We start from the raw sequence: 25,033 nt of genomic DNA on the forward strand, positions 1-25,033 counted from the left end.
CTTCGCTGGTCTTCTCTTTGGTCGCTACGCGCTTCGCGCTGCGCGACGGGCCTGCGGCGCAAGGAACTCTTCCCCCTTGCACCAAAGTACCATTTACCCCTTGTACTAAGTGCGTCTTTTCAATAACCTGCGAGTGCCCGTAGAGTTAGAGGACACCAATCCCTGTAAAAATCAGGAATCGCTGACAAAAAGCTGAAAAAGGTTGGCGACGCAAAATCGCGAAGCGGTTTGCGAAGCAACATAAATGAGAGGCACCTAGAATGAAGATGAGAAATCCCCTGGTCCTAACTGGGAAAGCCCAAAGCGGGAAAGCCCAAACTGGGTACGCCCGAATCGCGTACATCTGCGCTGCCGTGGCAGCCGCTGTCGCCATGCTGATGCCGGCGGGCGCCGCCGCGCAGATACAGTCGCTGGGCGCGACGCAGGCGCAGCAGCCGCAAGTGGTCTCCCGCACCACCAAGGCCGTCAACTATCGCCTGCGCACGGACACCGTCAAAGTGGAATTCCACGGCACGGACCTGATGGCCAACGCCACGGGCGAAGCCAGGGTCACCGGCAAAAAAAGCAGCATTGAAATTGACGCCAAGTTTGAGAACCTGGACGACCCCACCAAGTTCGGCCTGGAGTATCTGACGCTGGTGATGTGGGCGGTCTCGCCCCAGGGGCGCGCCGTGAACCTGGGCGAGCTGGTCATTGACCACAACAACAGCAAGCTGAAAGCCATCACCGACATGTCGACCTTCGGCCTGATCGTGACCGCCGAACCGTACTTTGCCGTGAACCAGCCGGGCAACATGGTGGTGATGGAAAACATTGTCCCCGCCGGCGGACGCCAGGAAAATATTGAGGCCCGTTATGAGCTGCTGGGACGCGGAACCTACTCGTCAGTAAACACCCACATTCAGGACGCGATTTTCGGCATTGATCGCAAGACCCCGCGCGCGCTGTTTGAGGCCCGCAACGCCGTGCGCATTGCGCGCATCGCCGCCGCCGAGAAGTACGCGGCGTCCATCCTGGCCAAAGCCGACGGCCAGTTGCGCGCCGCCGAAGAAGCTTACGTCCAGAAGCGGGACAAGGGGACGATTGAAACCCTGGCGCGCGAAACCGTGAGCACCGCGGAAGAAGCCCGCGTGATGGCCGTAAAACAGAAAGCCGAAGAAGAAGCCAACGCCAAAGCCGCTGCCGAGAAGCGCGCCGCCGAAGAACGCGAAGCCCAGGCCCGCTTGAACGCGCAAGCGGAAGCCCAGCGCCGCGTGGACGCCGAGAACGCCAAGGCCCAGGCCGAGCAGGCGCGGAAGCAGGCGGAAGCCGCCACTGCGGAAGCTGTCCGCATGAAGCAGGAAGCCGACCAGGCCCGCCAGGAAGCGGAAGCCGCCAAGGCCCAGGCCGAGACCGCCAAGGCACAGGCCGTCGCCCAGCAACAGCAGTTGGCGGTTGAAGCCGACAAGGCGCGCAAAGCCGCCGAAGAAGCTGATCGTCTGCGCGCGCAAGCCGAACGCGAGAAGGCCGATCTTCGCGCGCAGCTCTTGCAGCAGTTGAACGCCGTGCTGGCCACGCGCGACACCGCGCGCGGTCTCATCGCCAACATGAGTGACGTCCTGTTCAAGACCGGCAGCTTTGAACTGCTGCCCGGAGCGCGCGAGCGTCTGGCAAAAGTTTCCGGCATTGTGCTGGCGCATCCGGGGCTGCACCTGGAAGTGGAAGGCCACACTGACAGCGTGGGCGGCGACGAATACAACCAGACGCTCTCGGAACATCGCGCGGAAGCGGTGCGCAATTATCTGGTCCAGCAAGGCATCGCCGACAACACGATTACCTCGCGCGGCTTCGGCAAGACCAGTCCGGTAGCGAGCAATGACACGCCGGAAGGCCGGCAGCAGAATCGTCGCGTGGAACTGGTGCTGTCAGGAGAAGCCATCGGGACGAAAGCCACGGCGGCGAATCAGCAGAGGTAGCCAAGTCAGCCCTTAGCCATTAGCCGTTAGCCTTTGGCTCTTGGCCGAGAATATGAGCACCAACCAAAAGAGGAGCCGCGTGGCTCCTCTTTATCTTTAGAAATCGAATTTGCCGGAGCGCTGAAAGAAATTTCTTACAGCGCAGCAGGAGGAATGTCGTCACGGCGCAGGATCTTCTGTACCGACTGCAGCACGTCGGCGTGGGAGTCGCCGGTGACGAAGCAGGCGCCGTCAATGTCCGGGCGAATGCGTCCCATCTGCAGAATGGAGGCATCCGGACAGAAATGCCGCACGGTGAGGCCGATGGCCTTTTTCATTCTGGGTTCCACCACGTCCGCGACCAGCACGATATCAAACGCGTGGCTATGGCAGGCCTGCTCAACTTCCTTCAGGCTGCATGCGGGGCTCACTTTGTATCCAGCCTGTTCAAGCCAATCGCAGCGAAGCCGAAGTGCGGCGTCCGTTGCCATGACCAACAGGAGGGAGGCTGCTGGAATCGTGTGCATTAAGGGTTCTTTGTTAATTCAGAATCCGGGAACTGATAATACTCTACTCCTTTTTCCCGGCAAGTACAAAAGTGGAATATGTTTGACGTTTATTTTTCAATAGCTTACAGCGAGTCTTAGGAATTACTGATTAGGAACTCCAATAGTGAAACCCGCTGCGCACTGACCAATGGCCGCAGACGCGGAAGGTCCACTCGACCGACTTAAAACATCACCAGATTCCTGCGCGCGCTGGAAAGCGTACAGGTTGTTGCGACGATGGCCGCTCTCGGACTGAGCAAACTCCGCATCGCGAGGACAAAACTTCCCGTCGTCCCACGATGCATCGCGCGCAACTGCGTTCACGCTGCCGGCCACAAGCTTTTGTTTTGATTTAGTCTATCTCCCGGAGACTGATTCCCCCATGTCCGCTTCAGCCACCACTCCCGCGTTCACGCAAAAGACGATTCTGCAGCACAAGCCGTTCCGCATCCTGTGGATGGCCCAATTTGTCAGCATCTTCGGCGACTTCCTGGCGCTGTTCGGCGTGATCAGCTTGATCACCTTTAAGCTGCACGGCACAGCGGTGCAAGTCACGTCGGTGACCATTGCGTATGTGTTGCCGCTGGCGGTGCTCAGTCCGGTGGCCGGCGTGTTTGTGGACCACTGGAACGTCAAGCGGGTGATGATCATCAGTGACGTGGTGCGCGCCGTGCTGATCCTGATGCTGCTGTTCGTCACTGACGTGCGGCAGATCTGCGCCATCTTTTTTGCCATCAGCGCGGTCTCCAGCTTTTTCTCGCCGGCGCAATCGGTCACTCTGCGCGTCCTGGTGCCGGCGGAAGGCCTGCTCGCCGCCAACGGGCTCATGACCAACGCGTTTTTCGTCGTGCGCCTGGCCTCGCCGCTGGTGGCAGGCAGCGTGATCTCCACGCTGGGCGAAAAAGCCTGCTTTTATCTGGACACGGCGAGCTTTGCTTTTTCCGCCATCATGATTTCCACGCTGGCCATCGTGCGGCCGGCGCGGGCGGACGGCGAAAAAACTCTGGCGTCGCTTACCCGCGACTTTCTCGACGGCAACAAGTTCATCTTCACCCACGCCGGGCTGTCATTTGTCTTTCTGGCGATGGCCGTGGCCACGTTCGTACTCAGCTCGTTCAGCCCGCTCATCTCCATCTTTATCCGCGACATGCTGCATGCCGGGCCGTTCACCTTTGGCGTATGCAGTTCCATGGTGGGCATCGGGCTGATCATGGGCGGGATGGTCCTGCCGCGCGTCAGCCGCACTGTTTCCCGCGTCAACGTAGTGTTGAGCGGGCTTTTCGTTCTGGGGGCCGGAGCGGCGTTGCTGGGCGGCTTCAGCAATATTCCCATGGCGGCCGCCAGCATGTTTCTGGTGGGCTTTGCCATCGCCTTCGTTCTGATTCCGGCGCAGACCATGTCGCAGCAGGAAACGCCTCCCACCATGGTGGCCCGCGTGAGCGGCAGCTTCATGTCTCTGATGTGGATCGGCCAGGTGATGGGCTTGCTGATCTCCGGATTTCTGGCGCAGAAGCTGGGGATCCGCCCATTGTTTTTGGCGTCCGCCGGCGCCATGGCGCTGGTCACCGCCGCGGGCTACTTCATGATGCGCGGAAGGTCCCACTTGGCGCAGACTGCAACGGAACGCGCGTCAGCGGCCTTAGACTGAAGTCGCGATGCCTCCGCCGCGTTTACCTTCGCGATACAATTCCGCTCTTCTGATTACCTTCGTACTTTGAATCTCTAATTCTTCCCGAATAAGCTGTGGCCATTGTGCCGCCTGCGTTCGGCTTCCGGTTCGACCGCACGCCCCGAACAACAGGCTCAAGGAGATTGACGGTGAAAGTCTCTTCCCTTTGTCGCGCAGGCGATGTGCGCAGGGTCAGGTCCGCGTTTTGGTTCGCTCTGCTGTTGGCAGTTTTGACTGCCACTTGTTGCCCATCTGTGTCCGCTCAGGAAGCCACCCGCAAAGTGAAAAAGAGAGTGCAGCCGGAGTACCCAGAGTTGGCAAAGCGGCTCAACATCCGCGGGACGGTGCGCGTCCAAGTGCTGGTTGCGCCCGATGGAAAGGTCAAAGAGGTAAAGGTGCTGGGCGGCGGTCCTGTACTGGCGCAGGCTGCCGTGGAGGCCGCGCAGAAGTGGGTGTTCGAACCCGAACCCCAGGCCTCAACCGTGGTGCTCAAATTTGATTTCAATCCGTGAGACTGTTGCGATCAGGACCTGAGTCTACGCGCAGGTGCCACTGTCGGCCTTTCCGGAGAAATAGAGCTCTCAGTGAGATGATTCTGCATGCAGATATATCGTTCAATGACAATGCTGATTCTCCTGGTCACGTTGCTGTCGAATGCCTGGGCGCAACAACCCCCGCCCGTGATCGGCCCACCCCTTCCTGACCCGGGGCCTCATCGCGTGGAGGTGCGTTTCGCAATCGGAAAGACGGCTGTCAAGTGTAAGCAATTCCGCATGGTTGCCAGAGAAGACGGTCGCGTTCTTTTTAGTGGTTCTTTCAAATCAGGATTCGACATTCCCAAGCAAGCCGAGAATCTTCCTAGACGCGACGCGCTCGACCTCGAATTCGAGTGTCACGGGCACCGATGGCGATTTTCTGAGGTGGGGGAGAGGGCCTTTCTCCATGGTTGGTGGTGGGTTGGAACCGACTACCCTCCGTTTAATGAACACCTGAGATCAATTCAGGTGAAAGACGCCATTTGGCTGCGTTATCTGATTGTCGATCCGGCGGAGGAGTCAGGCTTCATTGTCTGGAAGGCTTGCCCGGCAAACCTCAAGGATAAAAAACCAGGGCCGTGCTATGACGATTAGCGCACGGGGGGGATGCGGTTTTCCAGTCCTGATCTGGCGAGCCCGCAAGCGTTCAATCCTGCGCCCAACAATGGCTACACGGCATACGGGACTTCCTGGCGGCAATCAATTCTGCTTTTGCAATAACGCCTGATAGTACGCAGTCTTGGACGACAAGCCCGCGTCGTGTGAGCTTTTCATCGCGCCCTGTAGCGCGCCGCGTCTTCCGGGTGAACCCTTCAGCGACTTCTCGTATTCGGTGAGAGCCGCAGCAGGCTGCCCGGCCAACAAGAGCATGTCTCCAAGCTGTTCTCGGGCCGGCGCCACCGGGCCCGGCGTCACCGGGAGCTTTTCCACGGCGTCTTCTTCGTCGGCGGCGCTTCTCATGAACTTCAGAGCGTCTTCCGGTTTATGTTCAGCCCAGGCTATCCACGCGCTGGCTTCATGCGCTTGGATCTGGACCTGGCCTGCCCAATACAGATTGCCGGCGTCGCGAAGCTTCTCGGCCATCTTCCGCACAATTTCCGCTTCTGCTTTGGCGGCGTCAGCCTCTCCCGCACGAGCGTGTCCCAGCGCGCGGGCCCATGCAGCCAGCGCAATCACGTGCGGCGGTGCGCCCTCGGGGGCAGTGCACTGCACGGCGTCTTTCCATTGCTTGCGTTCCACGGCGTAGCGGATGGGCATCGCGGTGGCTGCGTAGAACACTTTGGCTTCGCTGGCCTTGAACGGCCCCATGGCTTTGAGTTCCTGCAGGAGTGCTGCCGCATCGGCCTCCCGGTTTTCCTGGAGCCATGCGTACACCAGGTAGTCCATGGCGTGCAGTTCTTCGCCGATGTCTCCCTGCTGGTGCGCCGCGGTGCGCGCCGCCTGGTTCATGCGGATGGAATCGTTCCACATGCCCAGCCGGGTAAAGATGTGCGACGGCATATGCAAGGCGTGAGGCGCCGACGGAGCAATCAGCGCATACTCCCGTGCGGCCTTTTCTCCCCGGGCGGCGAGTTCCGCGTTGTCATACGCGTGAATGATGTAGTGGGCCAGCCCCGGATGCTGCGGGTATTGTTTGTACAGAGGCTCAAGAATCGCGCCTGCGGCTTTCTGGTTGGAGTGCGTCTTGTCCTGCGGAGAAGCGGTGGACAGCAGCGCCAGAGCGTAGAAAATCTGGGCCTCAGTGTCTTGGGGATATTTTTTCGCCAGCGTCGCCATGGCATCACGATATTTCCCGGCGCGCACTGGATACGGTCCCTCAGCGTCGTTGAATACCAAGCCGGCAGCGGCCAGGTACTCCTGCTCTCGCGCGCTGGGCTTGGCGGTCTTCTTCGCCAGTTCCAGCTCCGCCCGGCCCTTCTGCAGGGCATCGCCCGGCAATGCCGGCTCCCAGAGTTGGTGGTAATAACTCATGGCTGCGCCCCAGTGGGCCATGGCGCAGCCGGGGTCTTCATCGGCAACCTTCTGAAAGGCCTCAGCCGCCGGCGCATAAGCAAACGAGTGCAACAGGGCGACCGCGCGATTGAAGCTGGCCTGCACCCGCGCGTCACATGTGGTGGTAAACGACACCTTACCCAGCTTTTCCGGCGCAGCATGCTGGTGTTCCTGGGCGCAGGCCGGTAGAGCGCATAGAGAGAAAGCGATGAGCGCAGTCGCGGCGGTCCTGATCATCCCGCACCTCCAACAGCCTCCGACCATAGCACGGTGAGGTGACACAAGCAACGCCCGCGCATCGGGACCACGGAAGCGACTCTTTGGTACACAGCCTGCTGAAAATTGATAAAGGCTCAGGTTTGTTCCGGGTTTGCTAATTGCCAATTGCTAGTTGCTAGTTGCTCTTCTAGTACTTCCACGAATTGTCCGCGCCCGCCGGGGCGTTGCTCGAAATGTGATTGGCCATCACCCGCAGCATTTCCGCCTGGTTGAGCGGAGTCCAGCCATGGCCTTTCATGGGACGTCCGTACTCGAATGATCCCCCGTACGGCGGGTTGGCGCTCTTGAGAAAACTTTCCAGGCGATAGACCGCCAGGTTCAGGTAGAAATGGTCCATGTCACCGCAGAAGACGTGGATCTTGCCCACCAGCTTGGGCCCGATCGTGGCCCAATTCTGCTCCAGGTAATAGCGCAGATCGTAGCCATGGTCGCGCATGTAGAGCGCGACTTGCGTGTCAATCTTGCCCGTTTGCTTGTCCCACAGCGGCTTGGGGTAGCCATCCGCGCCAACCGGGCCGTACACGGCTTCCCAGGCTTCAAACTGCTCGCCGCTGCGGCCGTGGCTGCCCATCACGTCTTCAAGCTGGCTCATCTGGCGGATGGTAACGTCAGTCTGGCCTTCCGGCGTGCGCGACATGGGACGCTCGGGCACCGGCGCGTCGTAGCCCGGAGCCAGGAAGGCGCTCACGTCGTTATAGACGTCAACAATTCCGTAGCGCGAGAAATCCACCGGGTCGGGATAGCCGGTCCATGTGCCGCCGAAAAATTCCGGATGATAGACCTGCAGCGCCAGGGACTCCCATCCGCCGGTGGAGCCGCCGGTGAGCACTCGCGCGTACGGCTGGCGAATGATGCGGAAATGCTCTTCCACGTACGGAATCAGCTCAGTCATGATGGCGTCGCCGTAGGGGCCGTTGTTGGCCGAGTTCACCGCGTACGAATCGTCAAAATAAACCGTGGGATGCTGGAAGGTCACGGCGATCATGCGCGGGAAGTTCGCGCCCTTCCATCGTTCGTAAAGCTCCATGCCGGACAGTCGGTTCTCCCGCACCGGAGCGTTGGCTGGCGGAGGCTCCGTGCTGAAACCCAGCGGCGGACGCAGATTGAAATGCCCCTGCTCGTACAGCACGGGATAGTGCGCGCTGGGGTGCGCGTCATATCCTTCCGGCAACAGGACGGTGGCGCCCAGGTAAATCGGCTGTCCCCAGAACTGCGTGAGCAGCTTGCTCTGGATCTTGAGGTGCTTCACGTACTGCGTGTCCGCGGGCATGGGCTCGGCGGCAATCGCGTGGTCCAGCGACAACTGGATCTCATAGCCGCTGAGCGGATCAAGATGGAAACGGCGCACGTCACTGTAAAGGTTCCCCGGAGACTGGTTGAAATGCTGGCCCTCCCACTGGTCCATGTGGGCGAAGATGTTGTGGCCGTCCGACCGGGTGAAGCGCGTGTATACGTTGAACAGCGCCTGCACGTAGTAGTCGCCGGCGGGAAGCTCGCGCACGGACTTGAGAGGAAAGCCCAGGGTGAGCGCGTCCATGGTGGCGAACTGTCCCGGGCCCAGGTCGGCATCGCGACCCAGAAGCTCCGCGCGCGACCGCCAGGAACCCACTTGCAAACGCGGCTCAGGATTGTCAATCCGGGAGACGATCACAAACACTCTTCCCGTGACCGGCTTGTGCGCCGCAGGCAGAGTGATCTTGAAGCGCGTGTCCGCGGCCGCAGCGTGCTGCGGTAGAAGAGAAAAGAAGAGGGCGAGTGCAAACAGCGAAGCAGCAAAGCGCTTGGCGAAGTTGGGCGTGATTCTCATCATGGGTCTCCGGTGGCAATCCAGAGTATACGGTAGCAGAAGTTTTCTCCAAGGATGCACTAGCGGACTTGGACGGTGCGGGTTCGCGACATCAGCATTTCCAAATCGTGCCGCCGAAAGCGCGAGAATCCGTGCATGGCGAATCGTCTAGCGCCGGAGGCGCGAAATGAGTTAGCCCAGGCCGGAAGGCCTGGGTAAGCGTCGTGTAGAACCAGAGCCCCGGAGGGGCGACACAAACAAAAGCAAACTCCCGGTAAGGGTATTTACTTCATCAAAAACGAAAACCCCTCAAACTTGAATTCTTTCTTGTCGCCATGCGGTGAAGCCTTCACCTTCCCTGCGCGCACTTCGCGAAACGCCGTCAATACCCGGCTCAGGTCGGCGGGCGAGGCCACCGGAACGTTGTGCGCGGGCAGAAGCAATTTCAATTTGGGCGTCTTCACCCCGGAACCCAGCGCAATCATCTTCTTGATGCTAGCCTCATAGGCATCCAGGTCCGTCTCCGGACGATAAAGAAAAATTGGCCCGGGATAATACGTATCGCCGGTGAACAGCAGGCCGTGCTTTTCGTCCAACAACGAAATGGCGTCCGGGGTGTGGCCCGGCGTAGCGACGATCTGCAGCACGCGTCCTCCGAGGTCAATCTTGTCGCCGTCGTGCAGCCAGTGGGTAATGTGAAACGGCTTGGTCGCGTAGGCCGCCGCATCAAAACCTGCAGGAAGATTACCGCAGATTTCGCCGGGCGCGATTTCCGCCTGCGCGTCGTCCCGCGAACCCTTGGCGCTGTTGCGAGTGAACGCCGTGTCCATGCCGTACACATCGCTAAAGAGCCAGTTGCCGCCCACGTGGTCATTGTGGGTGTGCGAGTTCACCACGCTCACCGGCAGCGGCGTAAGTTCCGCAGTGACTCGCTTGATGTCGCTGATGCCCATGCCGGTGTCAAACAGCACGGCCTTTTTTTCGCCCAGGATGAGATACGAGATAACTTCTTCCGACTGATGCGGCTCGTAGATGGCGAACACGCCCGGCTGTACGCGATATACCTCAAACCACGCGTCGCCGACCGTAACGCGCTCCAGCTTTTTGTACGCCGGACGAGGCAGGTCGCGGCACCACTCGGGCAACTGCGCTCCTAGATAAACGCCGAGCATGGAAAAAAGAAGAAGGGCGATGGCGGATTTCATCCTGGCGCTCCATCAAATAAAGCTGCGCGGATTATAGAGCACGGCGGAGAAGCTGCGGAAGAACACCTATGAGCCCGGCGCCGGGGAAGAAGACGGCATTCGCGGCCACGCCGGAAATGCCCCGAGCGCTATTTGGGAGCGCTTTCGCCGGCAGGCTTGGGCGGAACAGGGCGCGCGCGGTCCTTCATCTCCTGTTGCATGGCGTCAAATTTCTTCTTTTGATCGTCATTGAGGGCGTCACGAATTTTTGCCAGCGCATCGGCGTGGATGCTGCGCATCTTGATGGTGCGGTCTTCCGGGGAAAGAGATTCGTCTTTCATCACCGCCAGCCTTTGCGCATGTTGGTCTTCCAGATTGGCCTTGATCTTGGCTTTCTGGCCATCGTCCAGCGCCAACTTTTCTTGCAAGGTCTGGGCTTGGACATCTGCCTCAGGAAGCGCGGGCCGCGGCGCGACGGCATCGGCTCCGCTCTGCGGCGACGGGCTCGGCTGCGGCGAACTCTGCGGTGACGGGGACGGGCTCGGCTGCGGCGAGCTCTGCGGAGGTGGGCTTTGCTGGGCGAAGGCCGCAAACGCGGTCAAGCACGCTGTAAGCAATAGTATTTTGCGGATCGGTTTCATGGTGGAGTCTCCTCTTCAAGTTTTCAACCGATAAAATCCAGGCCGGCTGGCGAGCCGCTTTCCCCAGACCATGAAAATCGCGTTGAATAGCTGATGATGAGACAACAAAAACCGCTCAAGGGATGCCGGGCCGATGGCCTGCGACTTGAATATTCCACTACAAAGAAGCGCCCTCATCTGCTTAAGAGGTTTCTTTCACGGGCAACCAAAAGTCGTCCCTAGCGCGCCTCTACGGCGTAGCCTTTGCTGCGCATGAGCTGCAGGGTCGCGTTGAGGCGTTTGTAGTCCGCGTCACCCAGGGCAATGAAGCGGAACGCCCGCGCCGCCGGTCCCATGTTCTTCTGCGGACGCAGGAATTCCACCAGCCCGCTGAACACGCCGGCCGGAGTATTCAGCCGGGCTTCCGCGATGGTCACGTCGCCCAGCTTGCCGTTAAACTCGGCCAGGCCTCCGGTCAGGGACAGCCGGTGCAGCACGGCCTGAACGGAATGCTCGCCCAGGTTGAAGCGGATGGAGCCTTGGTTGGGAATGCGTACCCGAGGAGAACGTGTCTTGGTGTGCGATTGGGGAAATTGCGGCATGCAGAGATGATGCCACCGCGCAGTGGCACGCTTGAAGATTACCGAAGGGTATGGCCCGGATTTCCGGCGCGCGCAGCGGCTCCCTGACGCCTTGCTCCGCGGGCAGAATTGGATTATAGGTTGAGCTTCCCATGTCTCTGCCTCTGCCCATCGACAAGCTGCCGATAGACCGGCTTTTTTCGCTCATTGATTTTCTGGGCGTCTTTGCCGGAGCGCTGGGCGGCGCGCTCATGGCCATCCGCGACATGCGCTACAAGTACGATCTGGTGGGCGTCACCGGATTGTCCCTGGCGTCGGCGCTGGGCGGCGGCATCACCCGCGACTTGATTCTGCAGCAAGGTCCGCCGCTGGCATTTGCCGATCCCCGCTACCTGATGACCGCGCTCGCCGGAGCGGTGGTGGGCATGGTATTTGCTTCGCGTATTGGCAAGAACACCGAGCGCGTGATCCTTATTATTGACGCGGCGGGGTTGGGCTTGTTCGCCGTGGCCGGCAGCACGCGCGCTTTGAACGCCGGGCTGGGATGGCTGTCAGCGTTGCTGCTGGGCGGCGTCACCGCGGTGGGCGGAGGCTGCATCCGCGACGTGCTCAGCGGACGCACGCCGAAAATCTTCGAACGCGGCGAACTCTACGCCATTGCCGCCGGATTCGGCGCAGCTATGTTCCTGGTGTTTGATTCTTTGCATTTCAGCCGCGAGACTTCCACTATTGTTGGCGCGATGAGCGGTTTTGGGTTGCGGCTGCTGGCGCTGCGCTTTCACTGGCAGACGCGCCAGGTGCGCGGCGAGGAATGAGTGTCGCCGCCTACGGGGCTCGTCAATCGAAATCATCTCACCCAGGCCTTCCGGCCTGGGCTAACTCATTTCGCGCCTCCGGCGCTCGGGTTTTTACGCGATTCAATCCACTGAGCCGTGCACCGCACAAACGCTCCCCTCGTAAACCACCCCTGACACAGCCTCCTAAACCTCCGCTTCCTCCGTTCCTCCGTGTTTCAAAGGTCTTGTTCTTAGGTTTCGGTTTTCCGATGTCCCGATTTCCCGATGTCCCGATTTCCCGATTCTTCCCTGTACAATGTCTTTCTTCAAGATCAATTCCACTCTCAGGGTGATTCGTGCTAGTTCCTATCGTGCAGGTGGGCGAGCCGGTGTTGCGGCAAAAGGCGCGGGCGCTTCGTCCCAATGAAATCCGCAGCAAAGAGGTCCGCGAGCTGATCGCGCACATGAAAGAGACCATGCATGCCGCGCCGGGCGTGGGGCTGGCGGCGCCGCAGATCGGCCGCAACCTGCAACTGGCGGTGATTGAAGACCTCCCCGACTACACCAAAGACTGGACGCCGGAACAGCGCGCCGCCCGCGAGCGCGAAGCGATTCCCTTCCACGTGATCATCAATCCCAAGCTCACGCTGCTGGGCGACGAACGCATTGAATTCTTTGAAGGCTGCCTGAGCCTGACCAACCTGATGGCCATGGTCCCGCGCGCGCGGAAGGTCCGCGTGGAGTGCCTGGACGAAAAAGGCCAGCCCCAGGTGATTGAAGCCAGCGGCTGGCACGCGCGCATTTTGCAGCATGAAATTGACCATCTCCAGGGGACGGTCTTTGTGGACCGCATGTACCCGCGCACGCTGATGACCGTGGACAACTACAAAAAGCTTTGGCTGGCGAAGACCATGGAAGAGATCAAAGCCGAGTTGAAGGCTTTCCCGCGGATTCACGCGGATGAGCGCGGATAGCTCGGCTTTCACCTCGGCAGGCGCGGAGCCACGCAGGGACCTTGGGGCGCAGCAACCAGGCCGCCGTTGGGGTCTGCGCACAAAATCATTTACACTTCCACGTCAAAATCTCCTTAAGGAACACTCCATGCACAGGGCCTTCGTCAACATGTTGTACGCCACGCTTGTCATCATGGGTGGCCTGACGCTCCACGTTCCACAAGCAAGCGCACAAAACCCGGCTGCGCCCGCCACGGGAGAAACGCCCAAGACCGCGGAGCAGGTCTTCAAGAACATTCAGGTGTTGAAAGGCGTTCCGGCCGACCAGTGGCAGCCCACGATGCAGTTCATCGCCAGCTCGCTGGGCGTGGAATGCGAATTCTGCCACGTACGCGACGCCTTCGAGAAAGACGACAAGAAATCCAAGCTGACGGCGCGCAAGATGATCGAGATGCAGATGGCCATCAATCGCGACAACTTCAAGGGCCAGCACGAGGTGACGTGTTACTCGTGCCATCGCGGAGCAGAGAAACCCGTGGGAGTGCCGGTCATCGCGGAGCAGGAGCCTAAGCGATCGCCGCTCGACTCGCTGATCGCGACTCCGCGGGAGGGCGCGGCCGACAAGATCCTTGATCAGTACATCGAAGCCGTGGGCGGCGCTGAGGCGCTGCAGAAAATTACCAGCCGCGTGCAGAAGGGGACGGTCAGCTTTGGCGGGCAGCAGTTTCCGGTGGAGGTGCTGTCCAAGGCCCCGAACAAACGAATTTCCACGGTACAAACGCCGAACGGCCACAACATCACGGCCTTTGACGGCCATGCCGGCTGGCTGGGAAATCCTGGAGGGCGGCCTCCGCGCGACATGACCGCGCAAGAGAATGACGCGGTCAGCTTTGACGCCACCTTTTACCTGCCGCTGGAAATCAAAAAGATGTTTACCCAGTTCCGCTTGCTTTCAACCCCGGAAAAGGTTGGCGGCCATAACGTCTATCAGGTCGTCGGATTCAAAGAGGGAAAGCCACCGCTGCGCTTCTTCTTTGACAAGGAATCGGGACTGCTGCTGCGCACCGTCCGCTATGCCGAGACTCCGCTGGGACGCAATCCCACGCAGGTGGACTATGCCGACTATCGCACGGAAGGCGGGTTGAAGATTCCCTTTCAATGGACGATTGCGCGTCCTTCGGGCAGGTTCACGATTCAGATGAGCGAAGTGCAGCAGAACGTGCCCATTGACGACGCCAAGTTTGCCAAGCCTGCGGCGCCGGCGGAGGAGAAGCCCGCGGCTAAATAGCGGTAGTGGCGGACCGCAGATTTTGCGGCAGATGGACGCCGATTTTCACCACGGAAGCGCAGAGCAGCGGGGCAAAACGCACGCCGCGAATCAACGCGAAGGTAAGAATAAGGTCGTGATTGCAGCCAGGAACCCGACCTACATATAGAAGTGCTTGTGAAACCACACGAAGTCTGAGTTGGTAATGCAAGCATCTCGAATTCTAAATTGCGCTGGGAACAAGCCTTCAACTTCGCGTAGGAGTTGTTCAAACGCAACCGAGAAGGCATCTTGACCGGGGACGGGATTCCGTTGTGCTTTCTTAACTGCTTCCATAAACTCGGTCACCGCTTTTCTAGCGGGCCATAGGTCGAGAAACACTTTCAGCCATTCATGGCCTGCTTGAGTATCCTGAACCAGATCCGTCATGCATGTCGGATCTTCATCGTCTGCATCTTCAGTCGCCGCTGGCTCTTCTCTGCTTGGCACAAACCCCAAGTTGACCAGCGTCTGGCGGCTGACCCTGTCCGCCTGGGAAAGCAAAGGGATCGTGGTGGCAAAACTAAGGTCCAGCATCTTGTACTTCGCCAAGACGGCCAGCATGTTCTCTGAACGCAATTCCAGCTTTCCGCATGATGGTAAGTACGGCTGCGCTGCGGCAGCGACGTCCTGAGCAATCGCGGCTGTGCTTGAGATAGTGATCTTCCGGTCTACAAGTTCGGAGATTTCCCGGTATTTCACGTCATGCAGGCGGCGAAGCAGCTGTTTGTCCATGCAGCAAAGTCCTGAGACTGCCAGCATTGCCACGGCCCAGTGGAACTGCCGCGTTCGGAAGAGGCCGATCCAAGGCTTAAGCCATTATAAACAAAGCACCTATTACCGCCGTAACTTGCCCGGCCAGCCTAACAAAAGTAACGTTCACCGGGTAAGGAGTACGTTATGCGGCGTTTGTGTACCTTAATGCTGCTGAGCCTGTGCCTGGGCGGATGGTGTGAAGCCAAGCAAATCGCGGTGATAGTGGACAAGTCCAACACCGTGGGCGGGATCACCGCGGCCGACCTGGCCAAGGTCTTCAAATTCGACAAGATCAAATGGCCGGACGGAAAGAACGTGATCCTGGTCCTGCGCGACCCTTCCACTCCGGAAATGCGCACCGCCATTGAAAAGATCTATCGCATGCAGCCCGATGAATTTCGCGCGCTGCTGGCGGCACACCACAGCGGCGTCATCATTGCCAAAACTGAAGAAGAGCTGTTGCGGACGGTGGAAACCATTCCCGGCGCCGTGGGGCTGGTGGACGTGTACTCCATCAACGGCCACGTGAACGTCTTAAAAGTGGATGGCAAGCTGCCGCTGGAACAGGGTTACTCCCTCAAAGGAAATTGAAGTCGGGAGATTGAGTTTCAAGCACGCGAAGTCGGGATTCCGGGGCCCAAAGATTTAGAGAACGACCAAAACAATTTTTGCCGGAAGCTTCCGGCGGAAGAAAAAGGTAAGCAGTCATGAAGTTGAGCAAGTTTCGCGCGGCAATCACAGCCATATTCTTCATGTTGAGCGGGCTGGCGGCACTGGCCCATGACGAAGTGTCAGGCATGAAGATCTCCACCAAGTCGCCCCAAGCCCACGCCTATTTTGAGAAAGGCCTGGAAAAAATGGAGATGCTGCACGTCCAGGACGGCCTGGACAACCTGCGCAAAGCGGTGAAGGCCGATCCCAACTTCGCGCTGGGGCACATCATGCTCACCTTCTTTTCGCAGGACCCCGCCGAGCAGATGGCCGAGCTCCAGAAGGCGCTGGACACGCGGCCTTCCGCGAACATGGAAGAGCAATACATCGTGGACTGGCTGGCCAATGCCACCCAGGCGCACTGGGTGCCGGCGATCCAGGCCATGAATGAAGCTCTGCAGATGTACCCGCGCGACAAGCACCTGGCGTGGCTGGCGGGATGGTGGCTGGCGATCAACCAGAACCAGTCGCCGCGCGCCATCCAGATGTTCGAGCGCGTGATCCAGATTGATCCCAAGTTCGCCGATGCCTGGAATGAAGTGGCCTACTGCTACGCCAAGTCCGGCAACTACGAAAAAGCCTTCGCCGATATCAAGCACTACGCCGAACTGGTGCCCAACGAGCCCAACCCGCAGGATTCTTTCGCGGAGATCTCGCGCATGGCCGGCCGGTTTGATGAGGCCCTGAAGCACTATCGCATGTCGCTGGCCATTGATCCCACGTTCCACGAGTCGGAACTGGGGCTGGGCGACACCTACGCGCTCATGGGCGACCAGCCCAAAGCGCGCGCCGCGTACATGCTGGCCATCACCGCCGGCTCGCCGGTGCAAAAAGTGACGTGGGGACTGCAGTGGGCGGCGACTTACGTTCGTGACAACGACCGCACAGGCGCCGACAAAGCCTTCCGCGAAGTGGCCCGCCAGGCGCACGAAAAGGATTTCGCCAACCTGGAGGCTGAAGCTTACCGCAGCATGGCCCTTTACCAGAAAGACGGCGACGATGCCATGGAGTTTCTCACGCAGGCCGAGAAGACGCTGCGCGGCGAACACCAGGTGCCGCAGTCGCTGCTCAACCAGGAACTGGCGTCCGTGATGCGCACGCGCGTGGAACGGGCGTTGCATGACGGCCACGCTGAAGTCGCCAAAGCCACCCTGCAGCAACTGGATGATCTGGCGGCAGCCAACGGCGGCGATGACCTGATCCAGGTGGCCTACCACGGCGCGGCCGGCGCGGCTTCCCTGGCGCAAGAAAACTTCGCTGAGGCGGTTTCTCACCTGGAAGAAGATGCTGTGAATCCCATCTCCATGCGGGGGTTGGTCACGGCGTATGAAAAAACCGGCCAAAAAGAGAACTCCGGACGCCTGGCAGCCAGGCTGGCATCGTTCAACATTCCGGTGATTGAGCAGGCGCTGGTGGTGCCGGAATTTCGCCGGCAACAAGAAGCCAAGACCGTCGCCGAGCACAAGCCGGCCCGCATCGGAGGCAGACAGTAGCGTCAAGACCCAAAACTTAAAGGAACCCAAGGCCCGCTGCGCGTAGAGCGGGCCTTGTTGTTTGTTCGCGTCACCAACCCATGCTGCGTTTCACCGCAGCAATGGCAGCCCAGATCGGCAGGCAGCAACGCAATATTGCGCCGGGCCAGCGTTCTGGCAATGTGGGATATGCCAGAAAAACGTCCGAACGTATCGTGGCCTTGGTTGCGATACCTTGCGGCCTTCGTTGCCCACTGCGTATCACACGCAGGCCGGTTTCATGTATCCTTTCAGGCACGTCTCTTTTCATACCAGCAGGTTCAGGAGCAAGCATGAAGGCGAGGATCTTAGCGGCTTTATTCATTACCCTGGCCAGTCTCACCGGGTGCATCAAAGGCAGCAAGCAATTTATCTACGTCACCGGACAGGGCACCAACCAGGTGTTCGGGTTCATTCAGCATGGCGACGGCTCCATCAGCCCCATGGGTACGCCGAATTTTGCTACCGGTTCGCAGCCGAGTTCCATCGTGATCCACCCGCCGGGCGATTTTGCCTACATCACTAATTTCGCCGGCAACAACGTGACCCTGCTGGACGTGAACACCGGCAACGGCGAGCTGACCGTGCCCGCGACAACCACCGTGGTCCCTCCGCCGACGCCGCCCAACATCTTCAATGCCGGCAACGGCCCGATCGCGGCTGCAGTTTCTCCCACCGACCCTTTTCTGTACGTGGTGAACCAGACTTCGGGGACCATTTCCGGGTTTACCATTGATCCCGGCTCGGGCAATCTGGGTCTGGCTACCGGATCGCCGTTTTCCGTGCCGGCATCGCCGCAATCCATTGCTATTTCTCCCAAGGGAAATTTCCTTTACGTATCCAACCCCGCGGCGGGAACGGTTTCCATTTTTTCCATCAGCAACGCGCAGGGCAGCCAGGGATCGTTGTCCGCCGTGGGATCGCCGGTGAGCGTGGGCGCCGGAGCCACGCCGATATTTCTGACCGTTGAACCCAGCGGCCGCTTCCTCTATGCCGCCGATCCGGCGCACAACGCCGTGCTGGGATTCGCCATTCAGAGCAACGGCACGCTCACGGCGATTACCGGTTCGCCCTTTCCTGCCGGACTGCAACCTGGCGCAGTTCTTGCTGACCCGCAAGGCGCATTCCTGTTTGCGGCCAACTTCGGATCGAATGACGTTTCTGTCTTCGTGATTGACTCCGCCTCCGGCGCGCTGGGCCAGATCACCGGATCGCCCTTTGCCACCGGCGGCCGCGGCCCCGGATTCATGACCAGCACCGGCAGCTTCCTCTACGTCGCCGACCAAACCACCAATGACGTGGCAGCGTTTCTGATTGGCGCGGGCGGCAAGCTGTCCGCCGTCCCGGGCTCGCCGTTCAACGTGGCGGTATCGCCTACCTGGATGACGTCGGTCAGCGAGTAAGCCGCCGCACTCAAGGAAACACCTGGGCACGAAAAGACGCGGTCTCCCAGTCCGCCAGGGCACTGCGCGCCTATGCACTCCTGGTGCTTGTTGCCTAATTGATAACATGCTAAACCTTGCTGCTATGCTGGCTGAATTCCAGACAGAAGAAGTTTTCGCCGAAGTGGAGATCTCTCCCGCCGAGCAGTTCCGCCAGCAGTGGAACCAGCAGCCCGGCCCTATCCCTTTCTGGAAACAGAAGAACGTCATTGACCAGAACGCTGAGCTGATGCCCTATGCCGGCGTGGTTCCGATCAGCGGATGGGCCAATCCCCGCATGTTCGCCCTGCAAGGCCTGGTGCTGGTGGCCTTCGTGGTCTCCTGCTTCAACTGGTATTCCACCCGGCAGAGCGGCAAGCTGGAAGACCAGATCGTGGCCTTGCGCGCGCAGACACAAAAAGAAGTCAAGCGGCAGACGGAAATCATGGAAGCCACGCAGGCCGAGATCAAGCGGATTTCCAACTCCGGCAAGAACGTCTTCAAGCTGCACATGGCGGAGACGCCCATCACCCGCGAGCAGGCCCTGCAGGAACTCAACAACTCATTGGACCAAGGACGCGCATCCGTCGCCCAGTACCGGCAGCGCGCCGCCGCCCAGGAGAACGACTTGCTCGCCGTGCAGTCCGCCAGCACCATCGCGTATTCCGGCACGCCGCTGGTTTTCTCCCTGGCCATCATGATGGCCGCAGGCCTGGTCCTGAGCGGCGTGCAAAAGGACTACCCTAAGAACCGCCAGTCGCGCCGCGCCGGCGACTACTTTCTCTACTTCGCCACCGCACAAGGCCTGTGGCCCAACCTGGTGTTTCTCGCCTTCCTGCATCTGGCCCTGAGCGGCGCCGCCTACGGCCTGGGCGACACGTTTGAATCCCTGGGCCCGGTCTTTTGGACCGTGTTCTGGGCCGGCTTCGCGTTCCTTGTTCTGCGTTACTTCGTCATGGTCTCGCGCGACATGCACAAAGCCCTGCAAATGCGCGCTCCGGTGAACGAGTGGGGATTCGACAACCGCATCCTGCTGCGCATCAGCGCCGGCTTTCTGACCATGTTCGTCTGCCTGGAAGCGTCGTTCCTCTCACTGTGCTACTTCTTGTATTTGGCGGGAAGAAGGGGCTGATTGCCCGTGTGGCACAGCCGCCCTCGGCTGTGTTCTTCCTCTGCGTCCTCTGCGTTCTCTGCGGTGAGATTCCGGTTTTGCTTTTCAATTACCAAATTTTGGCAATTTCGGCGATATTGGCATTTTCTTCCTGCCGCCCCGGCTGTGTTCTTCCTTTGCGACCTCTGCGTCCTCTACGGTGAGATTCTGGACTTCCCTCCGGCATGATCCCTTTTGACCAGACCGCCGCGTTCCCAATGGATAAGCTGAAGGTGGACGCCAAGGCAGTCCAAAAGTCCGATCAGTCTCGCGATCAATGCAACGGGGCCCGCAAATCACAACTCCGACGCGAGATCGCGTTATTCAAGGGGAAAAGAGTAGCCGTTGCACTGCTGTGCCAAGAAACGACTTGCCAAGAAACGATTGGCGACCGACCCGGAACAGCCTGGTTCGCCGGCCCTGCTTTCACAGAAAGTAGTCAGCAGCAGCGATGCCCGCGGCTTTAGAAGCATCTTATTAATAGAAGGGAAGGTTTCCTCGGGAGACACTCCCGCGATTCTAAGCTCCACCCGGATCTCCAATTTGCTGGCGCGCAGTGTTTGCCGAGGAGCCTTCTGGGCGCAGTCATGAATCTTCACGGACGCGCGTTCCTAGAACGGTTCTTTCTGCAACCGGTGTTGCGGGTCTTGAAAGCCCTTGCAGTGCCTCCCCGAATTTGGCTGACCCGCTTACGTTCGCTGCACCAATATCTTTGTGGCCTTCCTCTTGCGGCCCGCACGCTCCTGATTACAGTTACCGTCTTGGTGGTTTGCACAGCCGTTACGGCCGCGGTTGTCTTCGCGGTCACAGTCCATTACATCTATTTCGATCGAACCAATCTGCCCCAGATTGAGCAATTCGCCGGATTTGAGTTTTCAACCATTGGCCACATCTATGACCTCAACGGCCAGCCCCTGGCGGAGATGTCTAGAGAGCGCCGGCGCATTACGCGGTATCAGGAAATCCCAACCGTTGTTCGAGACGCAATTCTCGCGGCTGAGGACAAAAACTTTTTCTCGCATAGTGGGGTGGACTACTCCGCCATGCCCCGGGTCGTGGGAAAGGTCAGGTTCGGCACTGCTCTAAAGCGCATGCTACGGGCAGGGCGGGACAAAGCTGACAACCTGACCATGTTTCCGCAGGGTGGTTCGACCATTACGCAGCAGATCGTGCGCGGCTATTTTCTGCGTGATCTTACCGACAAAGAAAACAGCAATCAGTTGCGGCCGGGCGCGCTGTCTTACCTGATCGGCGCGCGCAGCGCCAAGAAGCTGGACCGGAAAATCGAGGAGATGCGACTTTCGGTATGGGTGGAAGAAGAGATGGCCAGGCGCTTTGGCTCGAAACGCCGGGCAAAGGAAGAAATTCTCGCCCGCTATGCCAGCTTCATTTACATGGGAAACGGCCAGTACGGGTTTGCGACTGCGGCCGAGTACTATTTTGGACGGCCCCTCAGCAGCTTCACCGTGGACGATGCCGGCGACGCAGCTCTGCTGGCGGGGATTCCCAAATCCCCTCGCGCTTACGCGCCCAGCGCCGAAAACGCAGCGCGCGTCCGGCATCGCAGAAATCAGATCCTGGAGCTCATGGTGAAGCACGGGTCCCTGTCTCCAGACGCCGCTCGCATGAAAGAGCAACATCCCATCGAATGGGTGACGGCCCGTCCTGACGGAATGCGGGAAGACAATGCGCTGCACGCGGCGGCGGTGCTGGATAGCGCGCTTGATGAAATCCAGTCTCGCCATTGGAAAGTAACCGTCGAAGACCTCTTCCAGGGCAGAATCCAGGTTTACACCACGGCGGACGCGCGCATCCAGCGCATTGTCAGCCAGGCGCTGGAGGATGGCCTTGCGGCCTATGAGAAGCGTCACCCAAAAGCCAAAGGCATCATTCAAGGGTCGGTCGTGGTTCTGAAAAACAGTGACGCCAGCATTCTCGCCGAAGCCGGTGGGCGCAAGTTTTACAACCAGCACGTTGCTTCTTACACTGATTTCAATCGCGCCACGCAATCGCTGCGGCAGCCGGGGTCGGCCATGAAGCCGATTGTCTATCTCGCTGCTTTTCAGCACGGCCCGTTCACCCTTGAAACCATGGTTCCCGACGAACCCATCATCATCGCCGACGGCAATAAGCTGGCCACAAAATCCATCTCCAACTACGACGGCCGCTTCAAAGGCATGATCCCCGTCCGCGAGGCGCTCGCCGAATCCAGGAATTCGGTTGCCATTTGGATTACCGAGCAGATTGGCATCGAGAGTGTTCAGGAGACGGCACGCACCCTGGGGATCAAGACGCCTCTGCGCGCCTACTTGACCACTTCCTTAGGCGCCTCTGAGGTAACTCTGGTTGAACTGGCCAATGCATATCGCACCATCGCGTCGGGCAATCGGGCAAGCCCTCATATCATCCGGCAGGTTGTCCGCGAATCGGGCGGTGAAATTGCCGACGCCCCCGACGTACGGCCCGTGTCTGTGGACGATGGAGCGCTCTCCCTGATTCAAGAAGGTCTGCGCGGCGTGGTGCGCATGCCCACGGGTACGGCCCACTCTCTTGACTCCAACCGCTTTCCCATCGCCGTGATGGGCAAGACAGGGACCACCAACAACTTCAGAGATGCGTCGTTCGTCGGGTCCACTTTTGGTCCTGACGGAATCACCGTCGCCGTCCGCATCGGCTTTGATGACAATCACTCCCTCGGTCTCAACGAAACCGGCACCCGCGTTGCCTTGCCGGTCTTCCGGCAAATCATGCTCGGCGTGTACCGGGAAAAACTCATCGGACCGCCGCCCGCGTTCCCGCCCGACATGGAAGACAGGATCAGCGCCTATCTGCAGCGCCCTCCGACGGAAGAGCCGGTTGCGTTGCAGGCGCCCGGAGCGACTCATTTGCCAAGCGCTTCCCTGGCCGCCACCCACGAACTTGCCGACCAGACCTGGTGGCACGCGGCGGGCAGCGTCGCTAAGCCGCCAAGGTGAGTTGGACACAACGTGACTTGTCATTGCGACCCTTAAAGCTGTGTCATCCTGAGCGGAGCGACGCTGCGCAGCTAGGCGTCGCGCAGTCGAAGGACCCCGGGAATCTACCCTGTACCATGCAGCGTCAGGGCGTTCTCACGATCCACGCATTCTCAAGACCGCGCCAAACCATTGGAGGCCCGGCAGAAAGCCTGGGCCACCCGCCCTCAATCGCTGATCTTTTTTATTATGAAACTCTTTTCAAGACGCAGCACCGCAATCAACTCAGAGTCACCAGCGCGATTCTTCTTCCAAATCTGGACATCCTCCTGGCCAAGCTGATGTACCAGCTCGTCGCCCTCGATCGGGTCTCCCATCGTACTTCCCCCAACTCCAAACACTTGAAATTTCGCCATGTCGCACCTTTCTGGCTCGGAACTCAGAAGTCCATTGATGAGTTTATCGAATGGATGGTCAACTTGTCAGCAAGGTAGGCGAAACAATCAGGCTACTACTCATTCTCTGCTACAAAATCAAAATCCTTCGTCGGGTGTCCATACTATTGTGGACGATTATCACCTTTACGCAAGGTGGTTAATTATGAAATCCTTGAGCCGATGGACAGCCTACGACTGTTTTCGAGGGCCATGTTCAAGAAATGGTGGACTCTTATGAGTTGCGCCGTATTTACATTTCTTGGACTCTATTCGCTTGTATACCAAAAGAGTAACTCATGGGTAATCTCCGCCAGCATTATTGCAGGACTGGGTTTATTTTTCTGGTCTGCTTTTTTGGTCTGGAATGACGAGCGCCAAGCGAGACTTGATGAGGCAGCGCAAATTCAGCAGCCTGATGTGGCTCTTGTTTGGGGTTGGCCCACAGATCAAACGGCGGCTAGTTCGCTGACTGGTCGTACTGAAAAAGACATCCTCGTTGAGAATCGTAGCGGCACCTATCTCTACAATGTTCAGGTAGAGCCCGTTGACCTTCATCAACAACTCTCGTTCGACCTCATCAATGAAATCGCACCGGGGAAGCAGCATCTTGCCCTAGGTCGCTGGAATGGGCGCTCAAGCATACAAACCGAATATGTGTATTTTTTTGGAAATGGCGACAATGAGAAGCAGATGCTAGCGAATGGATGGGTATACAAAAAAACCCACAATCGAGGGCTGAGCGATTCCTTCATAAAGGTCCCGATGGTAGTGACTTACGAATCTAGCGCCCAACAATGGAAGTGTGAGTTTGATTTCATTTATGACCCGGGAGACGAAAGTCTCTTCACCAGAAAGTCTGGTAAAAGGATTTAGCCTGCGGCGGGAGGCCCATCTTTCCCCCTGATTTTTGTCCCTCACCATACGCGGGGGTGCCCCATCCTTCTCGTGCGGTCATGACGACTCATTGGTGAGACCTTCGTTCTTTTCTGTGCCAGTCTCCCCGCCTGTAGGCGCGGATTAATCCTCTGGGCACGAGGTGCTTCTTTCTCCCGGCTACTTACTATCGTCGGTATCGTTGTAGGTGTCGCAAGTCAGGAATCGTTTTTCCCAGGGCGCGTACCAAAAGCAAAAGTGGGTCCAGTGGTTGCGGTTGAAGATGTCAACGTACGTGATGATGCCGAAGACATAGATTGTGCTCCGCCCGTTAAGCACATCATCACTTGGTTGCACCGGATGAGTAGTTTTAAGAAAATGGGCCGTGGCTCCAGGAAACAGTGTGCCCTTGCTGATCTCCTCAGAGCTTTGGCGAATCGTAGAAAGATTGGGCTTTGCACCGTTGGCAACGAAATCATACATAGCATAACCGGTAACCTTGTACGCTGGGGTTTTTCCGGTATTAGAGATGGTGACCCCAATCTCAATGAACTTATTTGGTTCAAGGGGTTCTGGAGCAATCTCGGTGAGCATAGGCCCAACCCAGGCTCGCTGTTCCACTCGCATTGCAAGTCGGGCTGTTTCCAAGCTCTGACTAGAGATGTCGGCGGATCGCCTGGCAATGTCCGCAGACCGTTTTGCTTCTGTTGCGAGCCTGTTCGTAGCCCTGGTTTGTTCGGTACTCTCTTTAATAAGGTCGTCTGTTTTTCTGACGGAATCCGCCATCTTATCAGCCTGAGCTTTAGCGGCATCAGCTTGAGCCTTAGCCTGAACGGCTAGCTCATGAGTGTCCTTTCCACCCTCTTTCATTTCACGCCATTGAAGCGCAATAAAAAGCAACGTAAATACGACTGCTGCGCTAGCAAGCAGGTCAAAAGTTCTCTTTAGTGTACTACCGTCTTTATTCTGATCAGTCATACTAGTTCCATTACCTCCCGAAGTTGACGGCGGGTGGCTACCTTTCATTGTTTCCTCTATGCCTCAGTCTCCGCGTTT

General features: G+C 58.8%; 22 protein-coding genes. 14 read left to right on the forward strand and 8 right to left on the reverse strand.

Annotated elements, in window-relative coordinates:
* Positions 1–260 precede the first annotated feature (260 nt).
* Positions 261–1,955: an OmpA family protein gene (locus LAO20_01340; protein MBZ5530049.1), complete on the forward strand. Its 1,695-nt coding sequence runs from the start codon at positions 261–263 to the stop codon at positions 1,953–1,955.
* Between the two features lie 134 nt (positions 1,956–2,089).
* Here LAO20_01340 and LAO20_01345 read toward each other — a convergent pair whose 3' ends face one another.
* Complete coding sequence (locus tag LAO20_01345) at positions 2,090–2,365, reverse strand: hypothetical protein (protein ID MBZ5530050.1); 276 nt, start codon at positions 2,363–2,365, stop codon at positions 2,090–2,092.
* A gap of 499 nt (positions 2,366–2,864) precedes the next feature.
* Between LAO20_01345 and LAO20_01350 the strand changes: the two genes are divergently transcribed.
* The 3 genes from LAO20_01350 (at position 2,865) to LAO20_01360 (ending at position 5,281) form a co-directional block, all read left to right on the forward strand.
* On the forward strand, positions 2,865–4,130 hold the full coding sequence (locus tag LAO20_01350; GenBank protein ID MBZ5530051.1) for an MFS transporter: 1,266 nt from the start codon (positions 2,865–2,867) through the stop codon (positions 4,128–4,130).
* Positions 4,131–4,432: 302 nt separating this feature from the next.
* Positions 4,433–4,663 carry an energy transducer TonB gene (locus LAO20_01355; GenBank protein MBZ5530052.1) on the forward strand — a complete coding sequence of 77 codons (231 nt, stop codon included), beginning with the start codon at positions 4,433–4,435 and terminating at the stop codon, positions 4,661–4,663.
* Positions 4,664–4,768: 105 nt separating this feature from the next.
* Entirely contained in the window at positions 4,769–5,281 is a 513-nt protein-coding gene (locus LAO20_01360) for a hypothetical protein (GenBank protein ID MBZ5530053.1), read from the forward strand.
* 105 nt (positions 5,282–5,386) lie between these two features.
* Here the strand turns inward: LAO20_01360 and LAO20_01365 are convergent, their stop codons facing one another.
* The 5 genes from LAO20_01365 to LAO20_01385 form a co-directional block, all read right to left on the reverse strand.
* On the reverse strand, positions 5,387–6,916 hold the full coding sequence (locus LAO20_01365) for a hypothetical protein (protein ID MBZ5530054.1): 1,530 nt from the start codon (positions 6,914–6,916) through the stop codon (positions 5,387–5,389).
* Between the two features lie 169 nt (positions 6,917–7,085).
* On the reverse strand, positions 7,086–8,768 hold the full coding sequence (locus LAO20_01370; protein MBZ5530055.1) for a hypothetical protein: 1,683 nt from the start codon (positions 8,766–8,768) through the stop codon (positions 7,086–7,088).
* 260 nt (positions 8,769–9,028) lie between these two features.
* The gene (locus LAO20_01375; GenBank protein ID MBZ5530056.1) at positions 9,029–9,949 is read right to left on the reverse strand and encodes an MBL fold metallo-hydrolase; all 921 of its coding nucleotides are present in this window, start codon (positions 9,947–9,949) and stop codon (positions 9,029–9,031) included.
* A 128-nt stretch (positions 9,950–10,077) separates the two neighbouring features.
* Positions 10,078–10,569 (reverse strand): hypothetical protein, encoded by a 492-nt coding sequence (locus LAO20_01380; protein ID MBZ5530057.1) that lies wholly within the window; start codon positions 10,567–10,569, stop codon positions 10,078–10,080.
* 218 nt (positions 10,570–10,787) lie between these two features.
* Positions 10,788–11,150, reverse strand: coding sequence for a hypothetical protein (locus LAO20_01385; protein MBZ5530058.1), 363 nt, complete (start codon positions 11,148–11,150; stop codon positions 10,788–10,790).
* 131 nt (positions 11,151–11,281) lie between these two features.
* Here LAO20_01385 and LAO20_01390 point away from each other — a divergent pair, with 131 nt between their 5' ends.
* The 3 genes from LAO20_01390 (at position 11,282) to LAO20_01400 (ending at position 14,146) form a co-directional block, all read left to right on the forward strand.
* Positions 11,282–11,944: a trimeric intracellular cation channel family protein gene (locus LAO20_01390; protein MBZ5530059.1), complete on the forward strand. Its 663-nt coding sequence runs from the start codon at positions 11,282–11,284 to the stop codon at positions 11,942–11,944.
* A gap of 317 nt (positions 11,945–12,261) precedes the next feature.
* On the forward strand, positions 12,262–12,879 hold the full coding sequence (gene def, locus LAO20_01395; protein MBZ5530060.1) for a peptide deformylase: 618 nt from the start codon (positions 12,262–12,264) through the stop codon (positions 12,877–12,879).
* Between the two features lie 127 nt (positions 12,880–13,006).
* A complete protein-coding gene (locus tag LAO20_01400) occupies positions 13,007–14,146 on the forward strand; it encodes a c-type cytochrome (protein ID MBZ5530061.1) in 1,140 nt (379 codons plus the stop codon).
* 138 nt (positions 14,147–14,284) lie between these two features.
* Here the strand turns inward: LAO20_01400 and LAO20_01405 are convergent, their stop codons facing one another.
* Positions 14,285–14,899, reverse strand: a complete 615-nt coding sequence (locus LAO20_01405) for a hypothetical protein (protein ID MBZ5530062.1) — start codon at positions 14,897–14,899, stop codon at positions 14,285–14,287.
* Between the two features lie 165 nt (positions 14,900–15,064).
* Between LAO20_01405 and LAO20_01410 the strand changes: the two genes are divergently transcribed.
* From LAO20_01410 to LAO20_01440, 7 genes are all read left to right on the forward strand, one after another.
* Positions 15,065–15,511, forward strand: coding sequence for a hypothetical protein (locus tag LAO20_01410; GenBank protein MBZ5530063.1), 447 nt, complete (start codon positions 15,065–15,067; stop codon positions 15,509–15,511).
* A 116-nt stretch (positions 15,512–15,627) separates the two neighbouring features.
* Complete coding sequence (locus LAO20_01415; GenBank protein ID MBZ5530064.1) at positions 15,628–17,124, forward strand: tetratricopeptide repeat protein; 1,497 nt, start codon at positions 15,628–15,630, stop codon at positions 17,122–17,124.
* Positions 17,125–17,435: 311 nt separating this feature from the next.
* Positions 17,436–18,545 carry a lactonase family protein gene (locus LAO20_01420; GenBank protein MBZ5530065.1) on the forward strand — a complete coding sequence of 370 codons (1,110 nt, stop codon included), beginning with the start codon at positions 17,436–17,438 and terminating at the stop codon, positions 18,543–18,545.
* Positions 18,546–18,651: 106 nt separating this feature from the next.
* Positions 18,652–19,695 carry a hypothetical protein gene (locus LAO20_01425; GenBank protein MBZ5530066.1) on the forward strand — a complete coding sequence of 348 codons (1,044 nt, stop codon included), beginning with the start codon at positions 18,652–18,654 and terminating at the stop codon, positions 19,693–19,695.
* A 782-nt stretch (positions 19,696–20,477) separates the two neighbouring features.
* The gene (locus LAO20_01430) at positions 20,478–22,688 is read left to right on the forward strand and encodes a transglycosylase domain-containing protein (protein MBZ5530067.1); all 2,211 of its coding nucleotides are present in this window, start codon (positions 20,478–20,480) and stop codon (positions 22,686–22,688) included.
* Between the two features lie 116 nt (positions 22,689–22,804).
* A complete protein-coding gene (locus tag LAO20_01435; protein ID MBZ5530068.1) occupies positions 22,805–23,161 on the forward strand; it encodes a hypothetical protein in 357 nt (118 codons plus the stop codon).
* A gap of 177 nt (positions 23,162–23,338) precedes the next feature.
* Positions 23,339–23,977: a hypothetical protein gene (locus LAO20_01440; GenBank protein MBZ5530069.1), complete on the forward strand. Its 639-nt coding sequence runs from the start codon at positions 23,339–23,341 to the stop codon at positions 23,975–23,977.
* Positions 23,978–24,157: 180 nt separating this feature from the next.
* Here the strand turns inward: LAO20_01440 and LAO20_01445 are convergent, their stop codons facing one another.
* On the reverse strand, positions 24,158–24,955 hold the full coding sequence (locus LAO20_01445) for a hypothetical protein (protein MBZ5530070.1): 798 nt from the start codon (positions 24,953–24,955) through the stop codon (positions 24,158–24,160).
* Between the last annotated feature and the right edge of the window lie 78 nt (positions 24,956–25,033).

Source organism: Terriglobia bacterium (assembly GCA_020072815.1).
Taxonomy (GTDB): domain Bacteria; phylum Acidobacteriota; class Terriglobia; order Terriglobales; family Acidobacteriaceae; genus Angelobacter.

Coding starts and splice junctions, on each gene's coding strand:
- LAO20_01435 (MBZ5530068.1), top strand. CDS start 22,805: ATGCAGCGTCAGGGCGTTCTCACGATCCACGCATTCTCAAGACCGCGC.
- LAO20_01390 (MBZ5530059.1), top strand. CDS start 11,282: ATGTCTCTGCCTCTGCCCATCGACAAGCTGCCGATAGACCGGCTTTTT.
- LAO20_01420 (MBZ5530065.1), top strand. CDS start 17,436: ATGAAGGCGAGGATCTTAGCGGCTTTATTCATTACCCTGGCCAGTCTC.
- LAO20_01350 (MBZ5530051.1), top strand. CDS start 2,865: ATGTCCGCTTCAGCCACCACTCCCGCGTTCACGCAAAAGACGATTCTG.
- LAO20_01385 (MBZ5530058.1), bottom strand. CDS start 11,150: ATGCCGCAATTTCCCCAATCGCACACCAAGACACGTTCTCCTCGGGTA.
- LAO20_01380 (MBZ5530057.1), bottom strand. CDS start 10,569: ATGAAACCGATCCGCAAAATACTATTGCTTACAGCGTGCTTGACCGCG.
- LAO20_01405 (MBZ5530062.1), bottom strand. CDS start 14,899: ATGGACAAACAGCTGCTTCGCCGCCTGCATGACGTGAAATACCGGGAA.
- LAO20_01400 (MBZ5530061.1), top strand. CDS start 13,007: ATGCACAGGGCCTTCGTCAACATGTTGTACGCCACGCTTGTCATCATG.
- LAO20_01340 (MBZ5530049.1), top strand. CDS start 261: ATGAAGATGAGAAATCCCCTGGTCCTAACTGGGAAAGCCCAAAGCGGG.
- LAO20_01360 (MBZ5530053.1), top strand. CDS start 4,769: ATGACAATGCTGATTCTCCTGGTCACGTTGCTGTCGAATGCCTGGGCG.
- LAO20_01425 (MBZ5530066.1), top strand. CDS start 18,652: ATGCTAAACCTTGCTGCTATGCTGGCTGAATTCCAGACAGAAGAAGTT.
- LAO20_01370 (MBZ5530055.1), bottom strand. CDS start 8,768: ATGATGAGAATCACGCCCAACTTCGCCAAGCGCTTTGCTGCTTCGCTG.
- LAO20_01410 (MBZ5530063.1), top strand. CDS start 15,065: ATGCGGCGTTTGTGTACCTTAATGCTGCTGAGCCTGTGCCTGGGCGGA.
- LAO20_01445 (MBZ5530070.1), bottom strand. CDS start 24,955: ATGACTGATCAGAATAAAGACGGTAGTACACTAAAGAGAACTTTTGAC.
- LAO20_01440 (MBZ5530069.1), top strand. CDS start 23,339: ATGAGTTGCGCCGTATTTACATTTCTTGGACTCTATTCGCTTGTATAC.
- LAO20_01415 (MBZ5530064.1), top strand. CDS start 15,628: ATGAAGTTGAGCAAGTTTCGCGCGGCAATCACAGCCATATTCTTCATG.
- LAO20_01375 (MBZ5530056.1), bottom strand. CDS start 9,949: ATGAAATCCGCCATCGCCCTTCTTCTTTTTTCCATGCTCGGCGTTTAT.
- LAO20_01365 (MBZ5530054.1), bottom strand. CDS start 6,916: ATGATCAGGACCGCCGCGACTGCGCTCATCGCTTTCTCTCTATGCGCT.